Source organism: Streptomyces mesophilus (assembly GCF_040300965.1).
Lineage (GTDB): Bacteria > Actinomycetota > Actinomycetes > Streptomycetales > Streptomycetaceae > Streptomyces > Streptomyces mesophilus_A.
The window spans coordinates 1-21,523 of the sequence record NZ_JBEPEW010000110.1; the positions used below are offsets into that span (position 1 = coordinate 1).

Here is a 21,523-nt window from a genome sequence, read left to right on the forward strand (position 1 = left end):
GGCCTCCCCCGCGGCCAGCCGGCGCAGCGCACCGTCCGGCGCCAACTCGACGAGCTCGGGCTCGGGGGCGCCGACTGCCACGCACCAGCTCAGCTCGCCGGCGCCGGCTTGTTGGGCCTCCGTGAGTACGGTGATCAGGTCGGCGCGTGTGAGGGTGCCGTTGAGTGGGGGCGGGGCGCTGCGGCGGGTCAGGAGGGCGCGGGGCGTGGGTGTGTCGTGCAGGCCTTGGTCTTGGTCTGCCCTCCGCCCGGCACCCCCGTCCGGCGCGAAGTGCACGACAGCCAGCGGCTGTTCGCCCGCACCCTCCAGATCGAGGACGGAAGCTCGAGAACCCAACGCCCGACCCGCGAGCCACAGCGCGGCAGCCGCATGTCCCGCGTCGAGCAGGATCAGCGGCCAGGCACGGTGGCCGTAGTGGGCTTCCGTGCGCTGCGGAATCGCGTACAGCTCGACCGCGACCCCGGGCGGCACTTCGCCAGGCGCGGAGCCGAGACGGTGGACCCGGTGACGCCCCGGGTCGTAGCCGTAACGCCCGCGCTCCAGCGCGCAGTTGTCGCCCACGAGAAGCTGGGCGTCGACGGGGTGCAGGGCCCCCGCGGAGGGTGCGGGCCGCAGCCGGCCGGCCCCGTCGGCGGCGGCCAGCGACAGGCGCAGCAGCTCGCGCAGGTCGAGCTGTCCGGGCCCGGTCCGCGGCAGCCGGCGAGCGGGGCCCGGCCAGTCGGGCGTCATCGGCGCGGCGGCCGTGTCCGGTCCGGGCAGTTCGTCCGTACGGGCTCTGGCGAGGGCTTTCACTAGGTCCATGGCGCGGCTCACATGTGCGGCGGCGGGGCCAGCGTGAAGTCCTCGGGCGCGCCCGGTGCGGCCGTACGCCAGCCGCGCGCGAGGGCGGCTTCGGCAAGGCGCGGGCACCCGAAGTACCCGAACGCGGCCGGCGCGTTGGGCAGCAGCCCGGACACCAGCACCCGCGCGACCCTCAGCTGCGTCTCGGCCACGTCCTCGGTGGTCAGGTCGAAGGTCAGCACGCGGTGGCCGCCCTCGCGCAGGGCCGCCGCCATCCGCTCCCGGCTGCCCGGCGCGACGGCGTCGAGCGGCACGACACCGTGCGCCGGCTCCGTGAAGCGCCTGGCCCCGGACGCCATCCGCGGGTCGAGCCACACCTGGACATGGGCCCCCAAATCCCTTACGCGCTCGAACTGTTCACCGCAGGCGTCTAGATAGCGCCGGTCTTCCCGGTGGTCGAGGTAGAGCCCCTTGGCGAGCAGTCCGGCGTCGACGGCCTGGAAGACCCAGCCGTCGGGGTCGGTGAGCCCCTGGGTGAACACCCAGGTGTGCACCGCTTCGAGTACGGCCTTACGGGCGGCGTCGGCCGGGTCGTACTTGCAGGCGAACCCGGCGGCGTACAGATCGAGCCGCGGGTCGTGCACGAGGGCGGCCATGCAGGGCGCGAACTCCGAGGGCATCTCGACGATCCACACGGTGAGCCCGCATCCGGCGAGGTCCTCGGCGAGACCGGGGACCGTCGCCGGGTCGATGCCGCGCGCGGGTCCGTCGAGGTGCCACCACACCTCCAGGGCGTCGCGTTCGGCGATCTCCAGGAGGCCGCGTTCGACGGCGTCGTCGAAGCCCTGTCCTGTGGCGATGCCCGCGTAGTTGAGGTGGTGGGTGCGCGGCAGTGAACGCAGCTCGCCCTGGCGCCAGTTGAGGTGGGTGAGCGCCACGGGCGCCCACACCTCGTCCGTCGTCCCGTCGGGCAGCCGCTCGGCGCCGCGCGTCCACAGGGCCGGGGTGTCGTGCGTGAACCGGTGGTAGGGGAACTTCTCGCGGGTGTACTGCCAGTCCGCGTACGAAGGCAGCTCGTCGGGCCCGTAGAGCCGCAGTCCCTTCCCGGCGAGTTCGCCTGCGGTGGCGCGCAGGGGTGCGTCCGGGTGGCCGGGCGGCGGGACGCGGTTGCCGCAGTAGCGCTCGATCCCCTCGGCTATGGCGGCGATACGGGCGGTGTCCGGGTCGCCGAAGGCGGTGCCGAGCGAGACGCGGTCGGCGGGCCACAGACCGAGCCTGCGGGCGTCGGCGACCTCGGCGGTCATCGCCGTGTAGCGCGGGGGCGCGCCGGCCGGGTGGTCGACGGGCTTGACCTTGCGGACGATGCCGCAGACGGGGTCCACGAGGGCTTCGAGCGGCAGCGGCGTCATCGGGGGATCTCCAGGGCCGGGTTGACGGGTGTGGGTCGGGTGCGAAGCACGGTGAGGCGGAGTTCGAGGCCGGTCGGGTGCACCTCGCGCCGGGAGGCGAGCAGACGGGTGGCCGTGATCGGGTCCTCGCCGGTGTGCGGGTTGCGGGCGTGGGCCGGGAAGTGGTGTCCGGCGATCTCGATACGGAGCCGGGTGCCGGCCACCAGTCTTAGTGCGAGACGCCCGAGAGGGATCGTGAACTCCGCTTCACTGCCTGGCGGTTCGGCGCGGCGGACGACACCGAGGCCGATCCGCTCGGCCCGTCCTTCGGGGCTCAGCGCGACGAGCCGGGCGACCCAGTCGGCGGACGGAGTGTCCGCGGTGGCGCGCAGGCGCACCGCGGCGGGACCGAACACGTCCAGCAGGCGTGGAAGCGGCCGGGTGACGAGCACGCAACGGTCAGGCTCGCCGTCCGCGGGGACGGCCAGATCCACTGAGCCGACCGGGCGTTCGGGGTTCGCGGTGAAGACGCCCCCGCGCAGCAGGCGCAGGCGCGGCACGTACGCGTCACCCATGACGTCCGAGCCCACCCACAGCGGGCTGCCACCGAGAGCGAGTGCACCGGCCCGCCCTTCCCTGAGCCGCCCTTCGAGAGCGGCCCACGCCCATCGCGCGTACAACTCACCCAGTCCCACTCGGTGTTCGGGGTGCGCATCGGGCCCGGGTGCGGCGACAAGGCCGTGCCCCCAGGGCCCCATCAACAGGCGGGTGGACGGTCCGCCCCAGTTGCGCCACAGCTCCACGGTGTCCTCGGCGAAGTGGTCATGGTGCCCGCCCACGGCGAGCAGCGGCATCCGAGCCGTCGCGGCCAGGGACGCAAGCCGTCCGCGCTCACGTCGGCGCCACAGTCCCCGCCAGGACGGGAGCTCCCGCCCCAGCCGCTCGGGGAACTTCACCAGCGGCAGGCGGGACAACAGATCCGGGTCGGCCGCCAGCGCCTTGGCCAAGGCGGTCTCGTCGGAGTCGGGCCGGTCGCCGTGGGCGGCCCACCACCCGGCGCGGTTCAACAGCCGCTCCGCACCCGAGGGTTCCCGTGCCGTGTCGGCCGCTCCGAGGGCGGGCACGGCGGCGATCACGGCGTCGGGGCGCGCGTCTTCGGCCGCCTCCAGCGCGAGCGCGAGTGCGCAGTGGGCGGCATAGGAGGCCCCGCAGGCCACGAGCCGGCCGTCGCTCCAGGTCTGCCGCCGGATCCAGTGCGCGGTTTCCGCACCGTCGGCGGCCTCGCTCTCGTAAGGTCGCCACTCCCCCGGCGACGCGTGCCGGCCGCGCACGTCCTGGGCGAGCACGGCGAATCCGCGCCGCGCCCAGCCGTGCAGCTCGGCACGGTGGCTTTGCCGGCCGTAGGGGGTGCGGATGAGGACGGCGGGGAAAGGCCCCTGCCCATCGGGGAGTTGGACGTCGGTGGCGAGCCCGCTGACGGATGTCGTGAACGGAGCCACCGGCTGCGGGAACGCAGTCACCGGATGCGCACCCCGGACCTCCGCACCTCAGTCATCGCCGCCACATCCGGTACGGGCAGGGCGGGGTGCGCGGTGACGGTCAGGGTCCGCAGATCGACGCGGCGCAGGCGTCGCCGCGCGGGCAGCCCGTCCTCGTCACGGGCCCCGGTCGCCCATCGGGTGAGGTCATCGGCGAGGAACGCGGCAAGCAGTCCCGCGGCCGGCCCGGCAAGGCGTACGGGCGATCCTGTCGTGCGCGGGCCGCGCCAGTAGGCGGCCAGTTCGCGGTGGGCGGGTGTGGCGGCAAGCCGCCGGGCGCGCACCTGCGCGGAGGTGACGTCCCCGGCCACGGCCGCGAGCGGCTCGACGTACGCCTGCCACCCCTCGAGATGACAGCGCGACCAGGCGATGCCGCGCTCAGGCAACCGGTCGGCGGCATCCCACAGACCTTCGGACACGGGACCGTCGAGGCACCACACCACGGCGACGGGCCGGCCCGTCTCCCAGTCGCCGGGGCAGCCGAGTCGGGGCGCGGCCCCCGCCGCCTCCAGGTATCCGGCCAGCGGCTCTGTCAGTACGGGTGCACCGAGCAGCAACACGTCCCGGCGCTCGACGGGCCACATGGCCCCGTCAGCGCGGCCGGACCCCTCGGCGTACCCGGCTTCCTCGAACGCCGCCACGAGCCGGTCGACTTCGGCGTCCACCCGCCCGGCCGCGCCGCCCGCGAGCCGGGACAGCAGCTCCGCCTGGTGCGCTTCGTCCGCCGCGACCCGGAGGAACTCCCCGTCGGCCGCACGGACGGCCAGGCCGCCGTCGGGGACGGCGACGACTTCGACACCCGGTGCGAGCTGACTGCGCGACACGTCACTTCTCCCGTGGACAAGGGGGCTTACAAGCAGAGGGACTTGGAACGCGGGCCCGCCGAGAGGCAGTCGGCGGACCCGCGAACGAGGGTCAGACCTCGGTCACTCCTCGGTGTCGTCGAAGGGGTTCTCGACGAGAGCGTTGGAGTGGGAAGCCGAGTCGTGGGCCAGCTGGCCGGGGTCGGCGATCGGCGTGAAGACCTGGTCGTCCTTCATGAACTTTCCTCCGTCACAAGGGAGTTGCGGTGATCGGTCGATCACCACGCGAGAACGTTATTGAATATGATTGTCATTTGGAAGAGGGTAGTGGGTGATCTGGGTAACACACCGGCCAGTCCCCCTCGGGGTCCCGCCCGACACGGCCCGCAACCCGCAGCACGTCCGCGAGGAACCCGGGCGTGACCACCTCCTTCGGCGCCCCGTCGGCCACCACACCGCCGTCGCGCAGCGCCACGATCCGCTCGGCGAAGCGGGCGGCGTGCGCAAGGTCGTGAAGCACCATGACCACGGTCAGGCCGCGCTCCTCGCGCAGCCTCACCACCGTTTGCAGGACGTCGAGTTGGTGGTGGAGATCCAGATACGTGGTCGGCTCGTCGAGCAGCAGCACCCGGGTGTCCTGGGCGAGCGCCATGGCCAGACGCACCCGCTGCCGTTCGCCGCCGGAGAGCGAGTCGACGGGCCGTTCGGCCCAGTCGGCCACGCCGACGTCGTCCAAGGCGCGGCGCACCACGGAGTCGTCGCCCTCACGCAGCATGCCGAGCGGGCCGCGCGCGGCGTACCGCCCCTGCCGTACGAGCTGCCGTACGGTCATCCCCGGTACCGCCGGGGCGGACTGATGGAGCAGCGCCACATGGCGGGCGGTGGCCCGCCGCGAGCATCGGGCGAGATCGTGCCCGCCCACCAGGACCCGCCCCTCGCCGGGCCGCAGGAGCCCGGCGACGATCCGCAACAGGGTTGATTTGCCGCAGCCGTTGAGGCCGACGAGAGCGGTCAGCTCTCCCGGTTCGACAGCCACGTCGACGCCGCGCAGGACGGGCCGGCCGGGGTATCCGAAGTGGACTCCTTCTACGCGGATGCCCACGGGTTCACTCATGCTGTGTCCTTAACTGTCCTTGACGACAACGGCCCTTGGAGCTGCCGGCCGCGGCGGCGTCCACCCCGGCGGCAGCGGGCCTGCGCGGCCGAAGCGGCCTAGAAGTCCTGGGCAGGCGTGCGGCGTACGACGATCAGCAGCAGCACCGCGCCCGCACACGCGGTGAGCGCCCCGACGGGCGCGGTCAGCCGGTCGGAGTCGAGGGCCAGGGCGAGCAGCCGCGACAGCGCCTGCGCGGCGGCGTCCGCGCCGCAGACCACTACGGCCCCCAACAGCGCCGCCCCGGGCAGCGCGAGACGCAGGTCGGCGCCGAACACGGCCACCGCGACATGCGGCACGAGCAGGCCGACGAAGCCGAGGGCTCCCACGGAGGCCACGGCGCCCGCCGTCAGCGCCACGGCGCACAGCAGCGCCAGGGACCGGGCCCGTACGACCGACAGGCCCGCCGCGGCGGCGAGTTCGTCGCCGCAGCGCAGCAGGGTCAGCGGCCCGGCACACAGCCAGGCCACGATTCCCCAGGCGAGCGCCCAGGGCCACAGCAGGTGCCAGTGCTCCCATACGCGGCCTTCGGTGGTGCCGACGAGCCACTGGACGACGCTGCCGAGTTCGCCCGGGGCGACGAGCAGCACCATGGCGGTGAGTCCGCCGAGTACGGCGGATACGAGCACTCCGTGCACGGCGGTCTGTGCGGGATCCGCACGGCCGCGTCCGGCGAGGAGCCACAGGAGTCCGGCCCCGGCCAGACCGCCCGCGAGGGCAGCGACGACCACGGCGAGCGGTGACTGCCAGCCCGCGAGGCCGAGCCCGGTGGCCGTGACCGCCCCGAGTACGGCGCCCGGCGTCACACCGGTGACCTCGGGTCCGGCCAGCGGATTGCGGAGCGCCGACTGGAGGACCAGACCCGCGACACCGAGGCAGCCGCCCGCCCCGAGCGCCACGAGGAGACGGGGCACGCGGAGGTTGAACAGCACGTGCCGGTCCATCGCGCCGCCCCCGCCGGACAGTACGTCCCAGGCCACGGACGGGGACATGGCCCGTCCCGACAGGAGTGACGCGCAGGCGGCGGCCAGGATGAGCCCGGCGAGTACGCCGAAGCGCCGCGCCATGCGCGCGGTCCGCGCCACCTGATGCGGCTCGGTCGGCCGTACGTCCCGTACGTCCCGTGCGTCTCGTGCGGCCTGTGCGGACCCAGCCGTCGGCTCCCTCTCCGTCACCTGCACCTTCTCCGTCATCGCGCCCTCCTCAGCAGAGCGACCCCGGCCGGCACCCCGAGCAGGGCCGTCCAGGCGCCGACCGGAATCTCCACCGGCGCGAGCGCGAGCCGGGCCGGCACGTCGGCGAGGGCCACGACGACCGCGCCCCAGGCCGCCGACCAGGGCAGCCAACCCACCGCGTCGGAGCGGGGGTTGAGCCTGCGGGCGAGCTGCGGTGCGAGGAATCCCACCCAGGCCACGGGCCCGCACACGGCGGTCACGGGCGCGATCAGCACCACGGCGACGGCCAGCGCCGTGAACCGGGCCCGCCGCGCTCGTACGCCGAGAGCTTCCGCGTCGTCGTCGCCGAGGCGGAGCACCGCGAGCACCGGCGCGCACAGCACGAGCGCCGGAAGGGCGATCAGGAGCCACGGCCACAGACCGGTGACGTCCTCCCAGGTGCGCGCCGACAGCGAGCCGAGCAAGTAGCGGTAGATCAGCTGCAGATCGAGCTGATCGGCCATCACCATCAGGACGAGCAACGCGGCCTGCAGCGCCGCGGCGACCGCCGCCCCGGTGAGCAGCACGGCGGACGGGCTGCGCCCGAGCCCCGCCGCGACCAGCGTGAGTCCGCCGCCCAGCGCCGCCCCGCCGATGGCGAGCAGCGGCTGGACGGCGGCGGGCACGGCCACGGCGAGCACCAGCGGCGCGGCCACCCCGAGCGCGGCACCTGACGAGACGCCCAGCATCTCGGGGACTGCCAAGGGGTTGCGCAGCGCCTCCTGCAGCACGAGCCCGGCCGCCCCGAGGCAGGCACCGGCGAGCAGCGCCAACACCAGGCGTGGCACACGGAGTTCGGAGACGACCACCTGAGTGATCTCGTCGCCCCCGAACAGCCGGTGCAGTGGCACGTAAGGCGTGCCAAGACTCAGCGCGCACCACGACGCGACGGCCAGCAGCACACCTAGAACCAGGAGCTGGATCCCCGACCGCCGCCGCGCGGGCTTGCCCCGATGCCCGTCACGCCCGGAGGCCGGTGCCGCCGTGTCGGATATCGCCGCCTGCACGCTCACTTCAGCGCGGCCACGGCCTCGTCGAGGACGATGCCGAGGGAGCGGGTGCCGCGGCCCTTCGCCCAGATCTCCGCGTTGACCTCGTGGACGTCACCGTTCTTGACGGCGGGGATCTTCCCCCACAGCGGGTTCTTCGCCAGCTTCTCGGACAGCTTGCCGTCCGCCTCACCGAAACTCATGGTCTCGACGAAGAGCACGTCCACGCCCTGCGCGAGGATCTCCTCGAGGCTGTAACTCCCGTCCACACCACGGGACTTCCATGGGTAGTCGGCCAGCTTCGGGAAGAGCCCGGCAGCCACGTCCGTACCCGGGGTGGCGACGCCGAAGTTCTCGTCGCTGCCGTAGATGATGAGTGCGGTCTTGTCGCTCCTGGTCCGCTCGGCCTCGGCCAGCTTGGTACGGAACGTCTTCTCCGCCTTCTCGCCCTGCGCCGTACGGCCGGTGAGTGCGGCGACATCCCGCAGGTAGCTCACGCTGTCCTGCCACCTCTCGGGCTGCACGGGCCAGAAGGTGGTGGCCCCCTTCAGTGCGTGCGCGAGCTTGCCATGGGTGTCCTCGAGGCCGATCACCAGGTCCGGCTTGTGGGACAGGATCGCCTCGACCTCCGGCGCGATGAAGCCGCCGGGGATCACCTTCACCTGCTTCGCCTTCTCCTTGCCCAGGAAGCCGGGCTGGGCGAGGAGTTCGTTGTTGGTGGCGGCGGGGACGAGGCCGAGCTCGGTGAGGATGTCGTCGCACAGCGCGACCAGACACACGATCCGCTCCGGCCGCTTCTCCAGGGAGATCTTGACGCCGTTGGCATCCGTCAACTCCCTTGTCGCCTTGATCGGTTCGACCGTCACATCGGTCTTCTCCCCCTGCGCCTTCGCCGTCGTGGCCGGTTCGGCGTCGCCGCCGCATCCCACCAGGACGGAACCCAGGACCGCGGCGGCGATCCCGCATCGGACAGCTCTCGAGATCGAGCGCAGCATCGATGCCCCCACTTTCTTCTCGCATGTTCGGAACGCGGCCGACCATACATGATAATCATTTTCATATACATCCCCGATCGTCGGTCCCGCGACGCCCCGCAGGGCTGACGATCCGCTCCCGCACACCGATGGAGGCCCGCCATGACCACCGACCCGCTGCTCCTCGTCTCCGACCACATCGAGGGGTGCGTCCACGTGGTGACGGTGCCGGACGGTGTCGAGGTCGGCAGGCTGACGGGACGTCATATATCCGAGCACGCAGGGTTCTTGGCGCTGCCCGGCGGACGCGTGGCCTGTGTCGACGACCACCGCGGTGAACTCCTCGTACTCGACCCGTACGGCCGCGACCTGGTGGCGGCGACCGTGCCGGTGGCGGTGCCGGGCGAGCATCTGGCGGCGGATCCGAGCGGGCGGTGGGTGGCCGTCACAACCGGTCTCGGCAAGAACGCCGAGCCCTGGTCGGACCTGCTGACCGTGGTCGATCTGGCCACGGGGGACGCCGCCCGGGTGCGTACGCGCAGAGGCGAGCCCGGCGTGACGGTCCTCGGGGCCGACGACCCGCTCGTGGTCCTGCGCCACCGGGAGCCGGGCGCCCTCGCCGTCCACCGGTTCGCCGACCTGCTCGCCGCGCCGACCGGCTGCCCGAAGGTCGAGCCGCAGGCCTCGCTTCCCCTGCCGGACGACGGTCACGGTGATGCCCAGGACCCCGTCCACGACCGGGTGTTCGCGGCCACCGGCGTGGGGGTGCACCGGGCGCGCCGGGAAGGTGACGGCCTCGTCGAGGAGCCGGTGATCCCGTGGGGCGGGCCCGCCCGCGGCTGGTACCTGCGCCTCGATACGGGTCGCAGGGCGCTGTGGTCGACTCTGCGCGGCGGTCCTGCCGATCCGTTGCGCTGGCCGGAGTGGACCAACCACTCATGGACGTACGAACTCGACTCTGACCTGACGTCACTGACCGACCTCGGCCCGGGACTCGTCTTCCGGCTGGCCCTCGCGAAGGAGCATGCCGCGTTCGCCCGCATCCACCCCGACGGCGACGAACTGATCCTGCTGGACCACGACGGAATCAGCCGGCGCACCGCACTGCCGCCCATGGAAGGCGCCCCGGCCCGCGGCTCCACCCCCTGGGAGGGCGTCCAGCGCCGCGCCGTGGCCGCGTCGCCAGGGGCGGACTGGGTGGCGGTCACTCGCGGGGGTCACGGCGAAGTCCATGTCGTGGACGCGCGGTCCGCAAGCGAGGCCGCCCGCCTGAAGCTGGACACCCCGCTCCATCACGGCGGGCACCTCCTGCTGCTCTCGCAGGGGGACGGCGCCGACGGCGACCCGGTGGGGCGATGAAGGCGCGCCACCTGCGAAGGCAGTCCCAGAGCTGAGCCGTCCGCCGCCGTGTCCAGCACCACGCTCCACTACCTCCCGGAGCAGACCCTCCTCTGCACCGGACAGGCATCGCCGCGGCAGGCCCGGTCCGGCAGTACGGGCCGAGCGTCGGCCTCGCGGCGCTCAGCCCCTGAGCGGCACATCGGGCTCGGCGGCTACGTCTCGCCTCGCCGCGGTTCGCCTCGCCACGGTTCGCCTACTGATCCGGCACGCTGACCCCGTGGGGCGGGAACGCCCCCGTGAGCATGACGTAGGCGTCGGCCGGCAGGGTGTCGCGCCTCCAGATCGCCTGGGCGGCCATCGTCGTACGGGAGATGGCGGCGCGCAGCCCGCCGGGACGGTCGCCGCGCAACTCGTCGGCGCGGGAGTGGAAGGCGTCGCGGACCGCCTTCCGGAGTGCGGCGAAGCGGGCCGCGTCGAGGGTCGGTACGGCTTCGTGGCCGAAGGCGCCCGACGCGACCGCGCGGGCTGTGGCGTCCCGGATGTCGTTCAGGGCCGCCGACGGGAGACGGGAGGCCTCGGCGACGAAGACGGCCACCTCGGGAGGGATCACGGACATCCCGAGACCCTAGCCCCCCGTGGCGACTTGGGGCCTCAGTCCCACCCGAAGGTCCAGTACGGGGCCGTCAGCAGGTGGTCGGCGTACTCGCGGATGGTGCTCATGCCGAAGTTCGCGAGCGCGTCCGGGCAGAACGCCATGTGCTCGGCGGCCAGCAGCTCCGCCTCACCGCTCGTGGCCGGCGGGGCGGCGACCGACACGATCAGTGCGCAGCCGACCGTCACCACGCGGGCACCGAACCGGTCCTCCCAGGTGCGCAGGACGGCGCACAGGCGGGCGACGTCGCGCTCGTAGTTGACGGCCCAACTCCAGCCGATGGCGGCCGGTATGTCGGCACTCCGCCGGGCCGGCACCAGGGCGATCCACGAGGTCTGCCCGTCGAAGTCGTACTGGTCGGGACCGGGCTCCAGCATCAGCCGCGCGACGCGCTCGGCAGCGGCCTCCGGTGCATCGGGCGCATACCGTACGGCCTGCGCGAGGCCGGGCCATGCCTCCCCGAAAGGTGCACGGATATGGCGGTAGGCCGGTGGGATTCGGTGCCGGCCCCAGTGCCCGGCCAGCACCCCGCGCGCATCGTGCTCCTCAGGGTGCGACACGGCCTCAGGGGCCAGGTCGCTGCCCCCTCGTACGCTCATGTCGGGGCCTATGAGCACCGGCAGCAGCCCGAGCGCCCGCGCGGGGTGCAGCGCGGCCCAACTCCCGGATGTCGCAGACGAGTCGGATACCCACATCAGCGGCTCGTGCCAGGCGCCCTCGATGGTGTCGCACGTCGTCGAGCCCGCGGGCAGCGAAAGGCCCAGGGACGTGCCGGTGGGGTCCGATACGAGGTGATGCAGCGGGTTCGAAGGGCGCGTCGGCGTGACCATGGAGGGACTGTAGGGCGGCGCGGTTTCACTGTCAGGGGAGGACCGCGGATCCACAACCCGATCCCCGCCGTCAGGGGAGGACCGCGGATCCACAACCCGTTCCCCGCCGTCAGGGGAGGACCGCGGATCCACAACCCGTTCCCCGCCGTCAGGGCAGGATCGAGTCCACGTATCCCCCGTCCACCCGCAGCGCGCCCCCGGTGGTGGCGCTCGCCTGGTCCGAGGCGAGGTAGACGACCATGTGGGCGATCTCCTCGGGTTCGATCAGGCGCTGCAGCAGCGACTGCGGGCGGTGCTCGCGCATGAAGGTGCGCTGGGCCTCGTCCCACGGCAGGTTCCGGTCCACCAGCGCGTACACGAAGTCCTCCACGCCGCCGGTGTGCGTGGGGCCGGCGATCACCGAGTTCACGGTCACGCCCGAGCCGGCGGCCTGCTTGGCGAAGCCTCGGGTGACCGCGAGCAGCGCCGTCTTCGACATGCCGTAATGGATCATCTCCGCGGGGATCACCACAGCGGAATCGCTGGCGATGTTCTGGATCCGGCCCCAGCCCCGCTCGGTCATGCCGGGCAGGTACTGCCGGATGAGGCGTACCGCGGCCAGCACATTGACCTCGAAGTAGCGCCGCCACTCGTCGTCGGTGATGTCCAGCGGGTCGGCCGGTCCGAAGATGCCGAGGTTGTTCACCAGGATGTCCACCTGCGGGAGCGCGTCCTCGACCTGCCGCGCGCCGTCCGCGGTCGTGACGTCGGCGGCCACCGGCACCAGGTCGGCGTCCGGTACTGCCTCGCGGATCCGCCCGATGGCTTCGTCCACACGCTCCTTCGTCCGGCCGCTGATGCCGACGCGTGCACCCGCGCGGGCCAGTTCGGTGGCGATGGCGGCGCCGATGCCCTGCGTGGAGCCGGTGACCAGTGCCGTACGTCCCGTCAGATCGATGTGCATGGGAAGCGGTACTCCTCCGAGTCGGTGAGCGTGTGGCGGCAGGCGTAGCGAGGCCGGCGCGTGGCGGCCCCCTACCCAGTCTTGCCCGCCGCAACGGGGTGCGCTCCCTGAGCCGCCGCCTTGCCGGCAGTTCCGTGCACGCAGCACTTTTGACAGGCCCTTGACAAATGACGGGTGGTGTCGCCAGCATGCAAGACGCTCACAGTTCTGCGTAACGAGCCGCACTGAATACGCAATTCACGCATCGCCTGCAAGGCGCACAGTCGCCGCACCCGCAAGGCACAGCCCACAGCACCGCCTTCGGCACACCCCAGCACCCCCACGGCACACCCGCAGCAAGCGCGGCCGGCGCGCGCCCTGCCTGACACACCCCCAAGCGTCAGGAGGATGCCCCATGCCCTCACGCCCTCGTACGGGGCTGAGACTGCTCAGCGCACTCACCCTCGTCCTGGCCGGCGTCACCGTCGCGTCGGCCCCGGCCTCCTCGGCCGCACAGGACATTCCCCCCGCGGACTATCAGCAGGTCCAACTCGCCACCGGTGGCGCGGAGTTGGGCGAGCCCATGTCGCTCACCGTGCTGCCGGACCGCTCGGTCCTGCACACCGCGCGCGACGGCACGATCCGGTTCACCGATGCCGCGGGCAGCACCACGACGGCCGGGAAGCTGGACGTGTACACGCATGACGAAGAGGGGCTGCAGGGCATCGCGGCGGCTCCGGACTTCGCCATGAGCCGCCATGTGTACGTGTACTACTCCCCCAAGCTGAACACGCCGGCCGGCGACGCCCCGGTGACCGGCAGCGCGGCCGACTTCGAGGCGTGGAAGGGGCAACTCAACCTCTCCCGGTTCACGCTCAAAGCCGACAACACCCTCGACATGGCCAGTGAGAAGGTCGTGCTCGAAGTGGCCAACGACCGTGGCCAGTGCTGCCACGTTGGCGGCGACATCGACTTCGACGCCGCCGGAAACCTGTATCTGACGACCGGCGACGACACCAATCCGTTCGACTCCGGCGGTTATGCGCCGATCGATGAACGCACCGACCGCAACCCGCAGTTCGACGCCCAGCGCTCCTCGGCGAACACCGACGACCTGCGCGGCAAGCTGCTGCGCATCAAGCCGACCGCCGACGGCGGCTACACGATCCCCTCCGGCAATCTCTTCGCGCCCGGTACGGCCGACACACGGCCCGAGATCTACGCGATGGGCTTCCGCAATCCGTTCCGTATGAACGTCGACCAGGCGACCGGCATCGTCTACCTCGGCGACTACGGTCCCGACGCGGGCGGCGGTGACGCGAACCGGGGCCCGGGCGGCCAGGTCGAGTTCGACCGGGTCACCGGACCTGGCAACTACGGGTGGCCGTACTGCACCGGCACGAACACCACCAACGAGACGTACAACGAATTCGCCTTCCCCGGCGGCCCTTCGGGCGCCAAGTACGACTGCGCGGGCGGGCCGGCCAACAACTCCTTCCGCAATACCGGGCAGTCCAAGCTGCCGCCCGCGAAGCCGAGTTGGATCAAGTACGGCTGGGAGGGCTCGCCGCCGGAGTTCGGCAGCGGCTCCGAGTCGCCGATGGGCGGCGAGGTCTACCGCTACGACCCGGCGCTGGACTCGGACGTGAAGTTCCCGCAGTCCCTCGACGGCCGGTTCTTCGCCACCGAGTACGGCCGCAAGTGGATCAAGGCGATCGAGGTGAAGAGCGACGGCTCACCCGGCGTGATCGAGGACTTCCCCTGGACCGGCACCCAGATCATCGACAGCGACTTCGGACCCGACGGCGCGCTGTACGTCCTCGACTACGGAACGGGCTCCAACAACCAGGCGCTGTACCGCATCGAGTACTTGGCGGGCAGCAACCGCAGCCCGATCGCGAAGGCCGCCGCCGACAAGACCTCGGGCGCGCTGCCGCTGGCCGTGGCGTTCTCGTCCGCGGGCAGCTCCGACCCCGAGGGCCAACCCCTCACGTACCACTGGGACTTCGGCGACGGTTCCACCTCGTCCGAGGCCAATCCCTCGCATACGTACACCACGCAGGGCACGTACCGCCCGACGCTCACCGTGAAGGATCCCGAGGGCCTCACCGGCTCCTCCAGTCTGGTGATCACTGCGGGCAACACGGCGCCCACCGTCACCCTGAACAAGCCTCTGGACGGTCAGCTCTTCTCCTTCGGTGACACCGTTCCGTTCGAGGTGGCGGTGAGCGATCCGGAGGACGGTGCGATCGACTGCGCGAAGGTCGAGGTCACCTATCTGCTCGGGCACGACAGCCATGAGCATGCGATCACCTCGGAGAACGGCTGCACCGGCACGATCACCGTGCCCGCCGATGGCGAGCACGACAGCGCGGCGAACCTGTACGGCGTCTTCGACGCCGAGTACACCGACACCGCGGGCCTGACCACGCACAGCAAGCGCGTCCTGCAGCCGCGCCACCGGCAGGCCGAGCACTTCTCCGCCCAGTCCGGCATCCAACTCGCCGCGCACGGACCGGCCGAGGGCGGCAGCACGGTCGGATTCACGGACGACGGCGACTGGATCTCCTGCAAGCCGTACGCCCTGGGCAACGCCACCTCCTTCACCGCCCGGATCTCCTCCGGCGGCGCGGGCGGCACCCTCGAGATCCGCACCGGCTCACCGACCGGGACACTGCTCGGCTCGGTGAACGTGCCGGTGACCGGCGGCTGGGAGAACTTCCAGAACGTGTCGACGAACCTGTCCGGAGCCCCCTCGGGCGCCACGGACCTGGTGCTGGTCTTCAAGGGCCCGACCGGTCAGGGCAACCTCTTCGACGTCGACGCCTTCACCCTCGGCACCACCACCCCCGCGAAGAAGGGACGTTGACGATGAGGAACCTCCGGCAACGTCTGCGGCGCGGGCCCGCCGCCCTGGTGCTCGCGCTCGCCGCGACGCTGATCGCACCCGTGTCCTCGGCCGCGCCCGGCCCCTCGGCCGCCGCCGCGCCCTTCGAGGTCCTGGTCTTCTCCGAGACGGCCGGGTTCCGGCACGACGCGATCCCGGCCGGCATCGACGCTCTCCGCACGCTCGGACAGGAGAGCGAGTTCACCGTCACGGCCACCGAGGACTCCTCGGTCTTCTCCGAGCAGAGCCTTTCCGGATACGAGGCCGTGGTCTTCCTCAACACCACGGGCGACGTCCTCACCGACCCACAGCAGAACGCCCTTCAGGCGTATGTGGATTCCGGCGGCGGTTACGTCGGCGTGCACGCGGCGGCCGACACCGAGTACGACTGGCCGTACTACGGACAGCTCGTCGGTGCGTGGTTCAAGAGCCATCCCGCGATCCAGCAGGCCACCGTCGTCACCGAGGACCGCGACCACCCGGCGACCGCGCACCTGGGCGCCACCTGGTCACGGACCGACGAGTGGTACAACTACCGCGCCAATCCGCGGGCCGGGGTGCGCGTCCTGCAGTCGCTGGACGAATCCACGTACAGCGGCGGGGAGATGGCGGGCGACCACCCCATCACCTGGTGCCACGCACAGGGCCAGGGGCGTTCCTTCTACACCGGGCTCGGGCACACCGCCGAGTCGTACGCCGACCCCGCCTTCCGCACCCTGCTGCTCGGCGCGGTCCGGTACGCGGCCGGGCAGGCGCCGGCGGACTGCTCGCCCAGGACGGGCGCGGCGACCGTGGAGGCCGAGTCGTTCACGTCGGGCTCCGGCGTACAGATCGCGGCGCATCCGCCGGCCGGCGGAGGCCACACGCTCGGTTACATCGACAACGGTGACTGGGCCGCGTACGCGACCGTGTCCACCGTGGGCGCGCGCAACTTCACCGCGAAGGTGTCCTCGGCCGGGGCGGGCGGCACCGTCGAAATCCGCTCCGGGACACCCGACGGGACGCTGCTCGGGTCGGTACAGGTACCGGTGACCGGCGGCTGGGAGACGTTCACGACGGTGACCACGGAGCTGAGCGGCTCGGGATCCGGACCACTCGTCCTGCGGTTCACGGGCGGCTCGGGCGCGCTCTTCGACCTCGACACCTTCGCGCTGACCTCCGAACCGTCCACCGAGGCCGGGTCGCAGAACGTGCATCTCTTCTACTACCCCTGGTACGGAAGCCCGGCGGTGCACGGCAGTTGGCGGCACTGGCCCCAGGGCGGCCACACCCCGCCCGAGGACATCGGCGCCGACTTCTACCCGGCGCTCGGCCCGTACGACTCCGGCGACATGGCGGCCGTCGTGGCGCAGCACATGCGGTGGGTGAAGCAGTCCGGGGCCGGCGCGATCGTCTACAGCTGGTGGGGGCGCGGCGGTTACGAGGACCAGCTCGCCAAGGGCGTCCTCGACGCGGCCGCGAGGGAAGGCGTCAAGGTCGCCTGGCACTTGGAGCCGTACGGGGACCGGACGGCGGCCTCCACGGTGGCCGACATCGAGTACATCAACGCCACGTACGGCGGCCATCCGGCCTTCTACCGCTCGGCGGAGCACGGCGGGAAGTCCGCGTTCTACGTCTTCGAGAGCCTGAGGATCACCGACTGGTCGGCGCTCGACGCGGTGACGGACACCAGCATCGTCCTCGCGCAGACCACCGACACCACGAAGATCGCGCACTTCTCCGGTCTGTACACCTACGACGGGATCGCCGGGGCCACCGCACCCGGCTGGAAACAGGCCGGGGACTACGCGCGGGCCAACGGTCTGGTCTGGGCGCCGTCGGTCGCACCGGGATACCTGGACGACCGTGCGGTCCCGGGCAACACCACACCCACGGTGGACCGTGCGGACGGTGCGGCCTACGACAAGCAGTGGAGCAACGCCCTGGACCCGGCGATCGGCGGCTCCCCGGCGTGGGTGTCCGTGACCTCGTTCAACGAGTGGCACGAGGGCAGTTCCATCGAGCCCGCGGACAGCTCACCGCCGGGCGGCCACGGTTACCTGACCTTCGACGGGGCGTACGGGAAGACGGGCGAGGCGGCGGAGACGGCGTATCTGGACCGTACGGCCTACTGGGCGGGCCGGTTCGAGGGGTCTCGCCGCTAGGGCCCGGTCCACCGCGCGTAAGCGAGGCTCTCGTGCTGGAAGGCACGGCGCCCGCACCGAACGGGGTGCGGGCGCCGTCGCTGTCCCGGGCTTCCGGCACGGGGGACACGGGGTACCCGGGAGCGCCACCCGTGTGCTTCTGGGGCAGAAACGCACAGCGGGTGAGCCGGGCGCCGCACGACGGGCACTTGCGGGGAGCAAGGCGCCGTGCGGTGCCCTTCCAGTTTCGGCGGGCTCGTCGGGGCGGCCTGCTGTCGTCCGGCGGGCCGCACCTGTCGAAAGTCACCCCCGGTCGTCCTACGGACGGCGACCCGCACGGTTCACCGGTCGCCCAGCCCGGCGCGATAGGCGATACGCGCCGCCGCCACCCGGTTGGCGGCGCCCAGGCGCTCCAGGATCTGCGAGACATGGCCCTTGACCGTGCCTTCCGTCATCCCCAGTTCGGCGCCGATCTCCTGATTCGACAGCCCATGGGCTAGCAGCCGCAGCACGTCCAGCTGCCGGTCGGTCAGCGACTGCACCAGAGCCGCCTCCGGACCGTCTCCGGTCATCACGTCGATGACCTTGCCGGTGACGGCGGGAGCGAACACCGCACCGCCCTGCGCCACATCGCGCAGGGCGCCCAGGAGTTCACCCGGCGGGGTGTCCTTGAGCAGGAAGCCCACCGCACCGGCGGCCAAGGCCTGTTCCACATACGCGTCGTCGCCGAAGGCGGTCAGCGCCACGACCGCGGGCGGCGCGGGCAGACGACGCAGGGCCCGCGTGGCGGCGATGCCGTCGGTGCCCGGCATCCGGATGTCCATGAGCACGAGGTCGGGCAGCAGCACCCGCGCCTGGTCGATCGCGGAACGCCCGTCCCAGGCCTCGGCCACCACCCGCAGATCACCGCTGGAGTCGACGATGGTCCGCAGGCTCTGCCGTGCGGCGGGATCGTCGTCGGCGAGCAGGACTGTGATCATGCACCCCATCGTCGGCCCGCCGACGCCGGGCACTGCGCGGCGACGGGCCGAACGGGTGAGCACCGCACGGCCCGGCGGCCCCTGCGGGACGCTCCTGATCTACGTTGGCGGCATGCACGGCCCTTCGCCGTCCCGCTGGACGCCGCGCCGTATCGACGCGGTGGTGACGGCGGCGGCGGTCACCATCGGATTCGCCGACTCCTGGGTCAAGCCCTACAGCGGTCTGCTCACCGGGCTGCCCACCCCGGTGATCGCCCTCGTCTCCGCCGCCGTCGCCGGCGTGCTCTGGTGGCGTCGTCGCTGGCCGGGCGCTGTCACCGCCGTGGTGATGGCGGCCTACGTGGTGGCCTTCACTCCGGTGACGCTGGCCATCGCCATGTTCACGGTCGGCGGCGCGTACCGCCGTCGCCTGCGTGCGCTGGCGGGCTTCGCCGTCGCTGCCTTCGCCGTCGGTCTGATCGGGCTGCGCGGCGGGCTGCCCGAGGCGGGGGTGCGCGAGGCCGCCTACTCCCTTGCGATGATCATCGGCCCGCTCATGGCCGGCTACGCGGTCGGGGTGCGACGTGATCTGGTGGCCGCCGCCGAGAAGCACCTCGCGGACCTGCGCCGGCAGCAGGAACTGCTCGCCGAGCGGGCCCGGGCCGATGAACGCGCGGGCATCGCACGGGAGATGCACGACGTGGTGGGACACCGGGTGAGCAACATCGTGCTCGCCGCGGGCGCCCTGCAGGTGGGACCGGCCGCGGACCGGCCGGAGATCACCCGGACCGTCGAGCGCATCCGCAGGGACGGCCGCCAGGCGCTGGAGGAACTGCGCGAGATCCTGGACGTACTCGATCCGGCCGGGCGGGAACGGCCCGCGGGCCTCGAACACTCCGACGTCGATCTGCGCCCCCTCATCGAGGGGGCCCGGGCGCACGGCCAGGCGGCGGAGCTCGCGGTCAACGGCCACCCCGAGCTGCTGCCGTACCCGATGCGGCGCGCCCTGCACCGCGTGGTGCAGGAGTCGCTGACCAATGCCGCCAAGCACGCGCCCGGGGCGCCCGTACGGGTGGAGGTGGACTGCCGCAGGGACGGGGTCGCGCTCCGCGTCCTCAACACGGCACCCACGCGGCCCGCGTCGCCCGATCTGCCCAGCGGGGGCCGCGGTCTGGCGGGGCTCGCCGAGCGGGTGGGCCTGCTCGGCGGCACGCTGGTCACCGGACCGCATGACGGCGGCTACCTGGTGGAGGCGTTCATCCCGCACCACCGGCCGCCCACCGCCCACGACCCCTCAGGAACGCCATGACGATCCGGGTACTGATCGCCGACGACAGCGCGATCACCCGCCGCGGACTGACATGGATCATCGAATCCAGCGGTGACATGGAGGTCTGCGGTGAGGCCGCCGACGGCGCCCAGGCCGTCGCCCTCGCCGGGGAACTCGGCCCCGACGTGGTCCTCCTCGACATCCGTATGCCGCAGGTCGACGGGCTCGCCGCACTGCGCGACCTGCTGCGCACACCCCGCCCGCCCCGCGTGATCGTGCTGGCCACCTTCCACGAGGATGCCCAGGTGGCCGAGGCGCTGCGCACGGGTGCGGTCGGGTTCCTGCTCAAGGACACGCCGCCCGACGATCTGCTGCGCGCCATCCGCGAGGTCCACGCCGGAAACGCCACGCTCGGTCCGGCGGTGGCCCGGCGCCTGCTGGACGCGCGCGCGGGGCGGACCGCCTCGGCCACTCCCGAGGAGCAGCGCCGCCTGGCCACGCTCAGCACGCGGGAGCGCGACGTACTGCGCCTGCTCGCCCGCGGTCTGTCGAACGCGGACATCGCCGCCGAACTGGGCACCACCGAGGGCACGGTGAAGGGATACGTCAGCAACGTGCTGGCCAAGCTCGACGCGGACAGCCGCGTGCAGGCCGCGACGCTTGCGTACCGCGCGGGGCTGGACCGGGACTGAGCGTCGGGGGGCGGGGCCGGCATCCTCAGTCCGCGCCCCCGCGGCACAGGTCCGCGACGCTCACCAACCGCCCGTGCTGGTCCACCACACGCCGCCGGGTCCACTGCGACCGGCTCCGGCTGGGTGTGTCATGGCGCGAGGGCCGCACTCCCGCTTCGAGTATCCACTCGTGGATCTCCCGGAGATCGGGCTGCCGCGGCTCGTTGATCAGCCGGATCCGCTGACGCAGCCGGGGCACCTCCGCGATCAGCACAGGCGACAGATACGTCGTGGCGACCGGTGCGGGCGGCGCCCCGCCCATGTGCACAGTGCGCCGGTGGACCAGGGTGGAGTCGCCCGGCGCACACGGGAAGAGCTTCGCTATGTCCGGCGGCGGCGCTTCGTACCGCAGCCGGCACGACACCGCCATACCCAGCAGTCCGGCGGCGCTCGCACCCGGCCGGACGAACTGTGCGTAGGCGTATGTGCCGTCGTGATCGCCGTAGACCCTGCGCCGGGCCCGCAGGTGGCGCAGCGCCCGCCGCACGGTCTCGCGGTGCACGCCGTACTCCTCCGCGAGGTCGCGCTCGGGGGGCAGCCTGAGGTCGCACCCGCCCTGCTGTTCCTCGATCAGACCCAGGATCTTGTCCGCGACTTCGAGGTAGCGAGGCAGTGCGGGAGTCATCGCGGTCGTTCCTCGGGAGCTCGTTTACCGATAAGTGAGTCCTTTCGAGTCTGAAAGGGGAGCAAGGGGGCACGTGCTGCCCGCGGAAGGGGGCACACCTGACGAAAGTCAGGGGGTGACCGCCGGGCAGGCGCGGGGCGGACCGGAAGTCCTCGAGTGCCGGGTTTGTACCGACCACGCCTGCACGGATCTCTCGGATGCCGCACTGCGCGACGCAGGCGCACATCTCAGCTCTCTCCGCGCAGCCTGCCGCCCCCACGCCCGGGCATTCCGGCCGAACGCGTCCCGCCGGAATCCCCGGCATCACCAGACGCACAAGTAACTAAGCGCACAGTCAAGAAGAT

At 72.2% G+C, this 21,523-nt stretch carries 19 protein-coding genes; 5 read left to right on the plus strand and 14 right to left on the minus strand.

Annotation, left to right across the window (positions count from 1 at the left end):
- The 9 genes from ABT367_RS29910 to ABT367_RS29950 all read right to left on the minus strand — a co-directional run.
- A partial coding sequence (locus ABT367_RS29910) for a SagB/ThcOx family dehydrogenase (protein WP_352256387.1) occupies positions 1-801 on the minus strand: 801 nt, incomplete at its 3' end.
- A gap of 8 nt (positions 802-809) precedes the next feature.
- The gene (locus ABT367_RS29915) at positions 810-2,189 is read right to left on the minus strand and encodes a YcaO-like family protein (protein WP_352256388.1); all 1,380 of its coding nucleotides are present in this window, start codon (positions 2,187-2,189) and stop codon (positions 810-812) included.
- Positions 2,186-3,667 (minus strand): CocE/NonD family hydrolase, encoded by a 1,482-nt coding sequence (locus tag ABT367_RS29920; RefSeq protein ID WP_352256408.1) that lies wholly within the window; start codon positions 3,665-3,667, stop codon positions 2,186-2,188. The genes ABT367_RS29915 and ABT367_RS29920 overlap by 4 nt, the downstream gene beginning before the upstream one ends.
- Positions 3,668-3,684: 17 nt before the next feature.
- Positions 3,685-4,530, minus strand: coding sequence for a hypothetical protein (locus ABT367_RS29925; RefSeq protein WP_352256389.1), 846 nt, complete (start codon positions 4,528-4,530; stop codon positions 3,685-3,687).
- A gap of 102 nt (positions 4,531-4,632) precedes the next feature.
- On the minus strand, positions 4,633-4,746 hold the full coding sequence (gene amiA, locus ABT367_RS29930; RefSeq protein WP_268978362.1) for a streptamidine family RiPP: 114 nt from the start codon (positions 4,744-4,746) through the stop codon (positions 4,633-4,635).
- 73 nt (positions 4,747-4,819) lie between these two features.
- Entirely contained in the window at positions 4,820-5,623 is an 804-nt protein-coding gene (locus ABT367_RS29935; RefSeq protein WP_434975569.1) for an ABC transporter ATP-binding protein, read from the minus strand.
- Positions 5,624-5,721: 98 nt separating this feature from the next.
- Complete coding sequence (locus tag ABT367_RS29940) at positions 5,722-6,729, minus strand: FecCD family ABC transporter permease (protein WP_352256409.1); 1,008 nt, start codon at positions 6,727-6,729, stop codon at positions 5,722-5,724.
- 122 nt (positions 6,730-6,851) lie between these two features.
- Complete coding sequence (locus ABT367_RS29945; RefSeq protein WP_434975570.1) at positions 6,852-7,799, minus strand: FecCD family ABC transporter permease; 948 nt, start codon at positions 7,797-7,799, stop codon at positions 6,852-6,854.
- Between the two features lie 86 nt (positions 7,800-7,885).
- Positions 7,886-8,860 (minus strand): ABC transporter substrate-binding protein, encoded by a 975-nt coding sequence (locus ABT367_RS29950; RefSeq protein ID WP_352256390.1) that lies wholly within the window; start codon positions 8,858-8,860, stop codon positions 7,886-7,888.
- Between the two features lie 141 nt (positions 8,861-9,001).
- Here ABT367_RS29950 and ABT367_RS29955 point away from each other — a divergent pair, with 141 nt between their 5' ends.
- Positions 9,002-10,198 (plus strand): hypothetical protein, encoded by a 1,197-nt coding sequence (locus ABT367_RS29955; protein ID WP_352256391.1) that lies wholly within the window; start codon positions 9,002-9,004, stop codon positions 10,196-10,198.
- Between the two features lie 235 nt (positions 10,199-10,433).
- On the opposite strand, the gene ABT367_RS29960 is transcribed toward ABT367_RS29955, so the two are convergent.
- The 3 genes from ABT367_RS29960 to ABT367_RS29970 all read right to left on the minus strand — a co-directional run bounded on the left by ABT367_RS29960 (position 10,434) and on the right by ABT367_RS29970 (position 12,605).
- A complete protein-coding gene (locus ABT367_RS29960; RefSeq protein ID WP_352256392.1) occupies positions 10,434-10,796 on the minus strand; it encodes a hypothetical protein in 363 nt (120 codons plus the stop codon).
- A gap of 35 nt (positions 10,797-10,831) precedes the next feature.
- Positions 10,832-11,662 carry a DUF4253 domain-containing protein gene (locus ABT367_RS29965; RefSeq protein ID WP_352256393.1) on the minus strand — a complete coding sequence of 277 codons (831 nt, stop codon included), beginning with the start codon at positions 11,660-11,662 and terminating at the stop codon, positions 10,832-10,834.
- A gap of 148 nt (positions 11,663-11,810) precedes the next feature.
- On the minus strand, positions 11,811-12,605 hold the full coding sequence (locus ABT367_RS29970) for an SDR family NAD(P)-dependent oxidoreductase (protein ID WP_352256394.1): 795 nt from the start codon (positions 12,603-12,605) through the stop codon (positions 11,811-11,813).
- A gap of 394 nt (positions 12,606-12,999) precedes the next feature.
- Here ABT367_RS29970 and ABT367_RS29975 point away from each other — a divergent pair, with 394 nt between their 5' ends.
- A complete protein-coding gene (locus ABT367_RS29975) occupies positions 13,000-15,453 on the plus strand; it encodes a PQQ-dependent sugar dehydrogenase (protein ID WP_352256395.1) in 2,454 nt (817 codons plus the stop codon).
- Between the two features lie 2 nt (positions 15,454-15,455).
- Entirely contained in the window at positions 15,456-17,615 is a 2,160-nt protein-coding gene (locus ABT367_RS29980; RefSeq protein WP_352256396.1) for a ThuA domain-containing protein, read from the plus strand.
- A gap of 320 nt (positions 17,616-17,935) precedes the next feature.
- On the opposite strand, the gene ABT367_RS29985 is transcribed toward ABT367_RS29980, so the two are convergent.
- Positions 17,936-18,574 carry a response regulator transcription factor gene (locus ABT367_RS29985; RefSeq protein ID WP_352256397.1) on the minus strand — a complete coding sequence of 213 codons (639 nt, stop codon included), beginning with the start codon at positions 18,572-18,574 and terminating at the stop codon, positions 17,936-17,938.
- Positions 18,575-18,686: 112 nt separating this feature from the next.
- On the opposite strand from ABT367_RS29985, the gene ABT367_RS29990 reads away from it, so the two are divergent.
- Both ABT367_RS29990 and ABT367_RS29995 read left to right on the plus strand, forming a co-directional pair.
- The gene (locus tag ABT367_RS29990; protein ID WP_352256398.1) at positions 18,687-19,862 is read left to right on the plus strand and encodes a sensor histidine kinase; all 1,176 of its coding nucleotides are present in this window, start codon (positions 18,687-18,689) and stop codon (positions 19,860-19,862) included.
- Positions 19,859-20,515 carry a response regulator transcription factor gene (locus ABT367_RS29995; protein ID WP_352256399.1) on the plus strand — a complete coding sequence of 219 codons (657 nt, stop codon included), beginning with the start codon at positions 19,859-19,861 and terminating at the stop codon, positions 20,513-20,515. Before ABT367_RS29990 ends, ABT367_RS29995 begins: the two co-directional genes overlap by 4 nt.
- 25 nt (positions 20,516-20,540) lie before the next feature.
- Here the strand turns inward: ABT367_RS29995 and ABT367_RS30000 are convergent, their stop codons facing one another.
- The gene (locus tag ABT367_RS30000; RefSeq protein WP_352256400.1) at positions 20,541-21,179 is read right to left on the minus strand and encodes a GntR family transcriptional regulator; all 639 of its coding nucleotides are present in this window, start codon (positions 21,177-21,179) and stop codon (positions 20,541-20,543) included.
- Positions 21,180-21,523 lie beyond the last annotated feature (344 nt).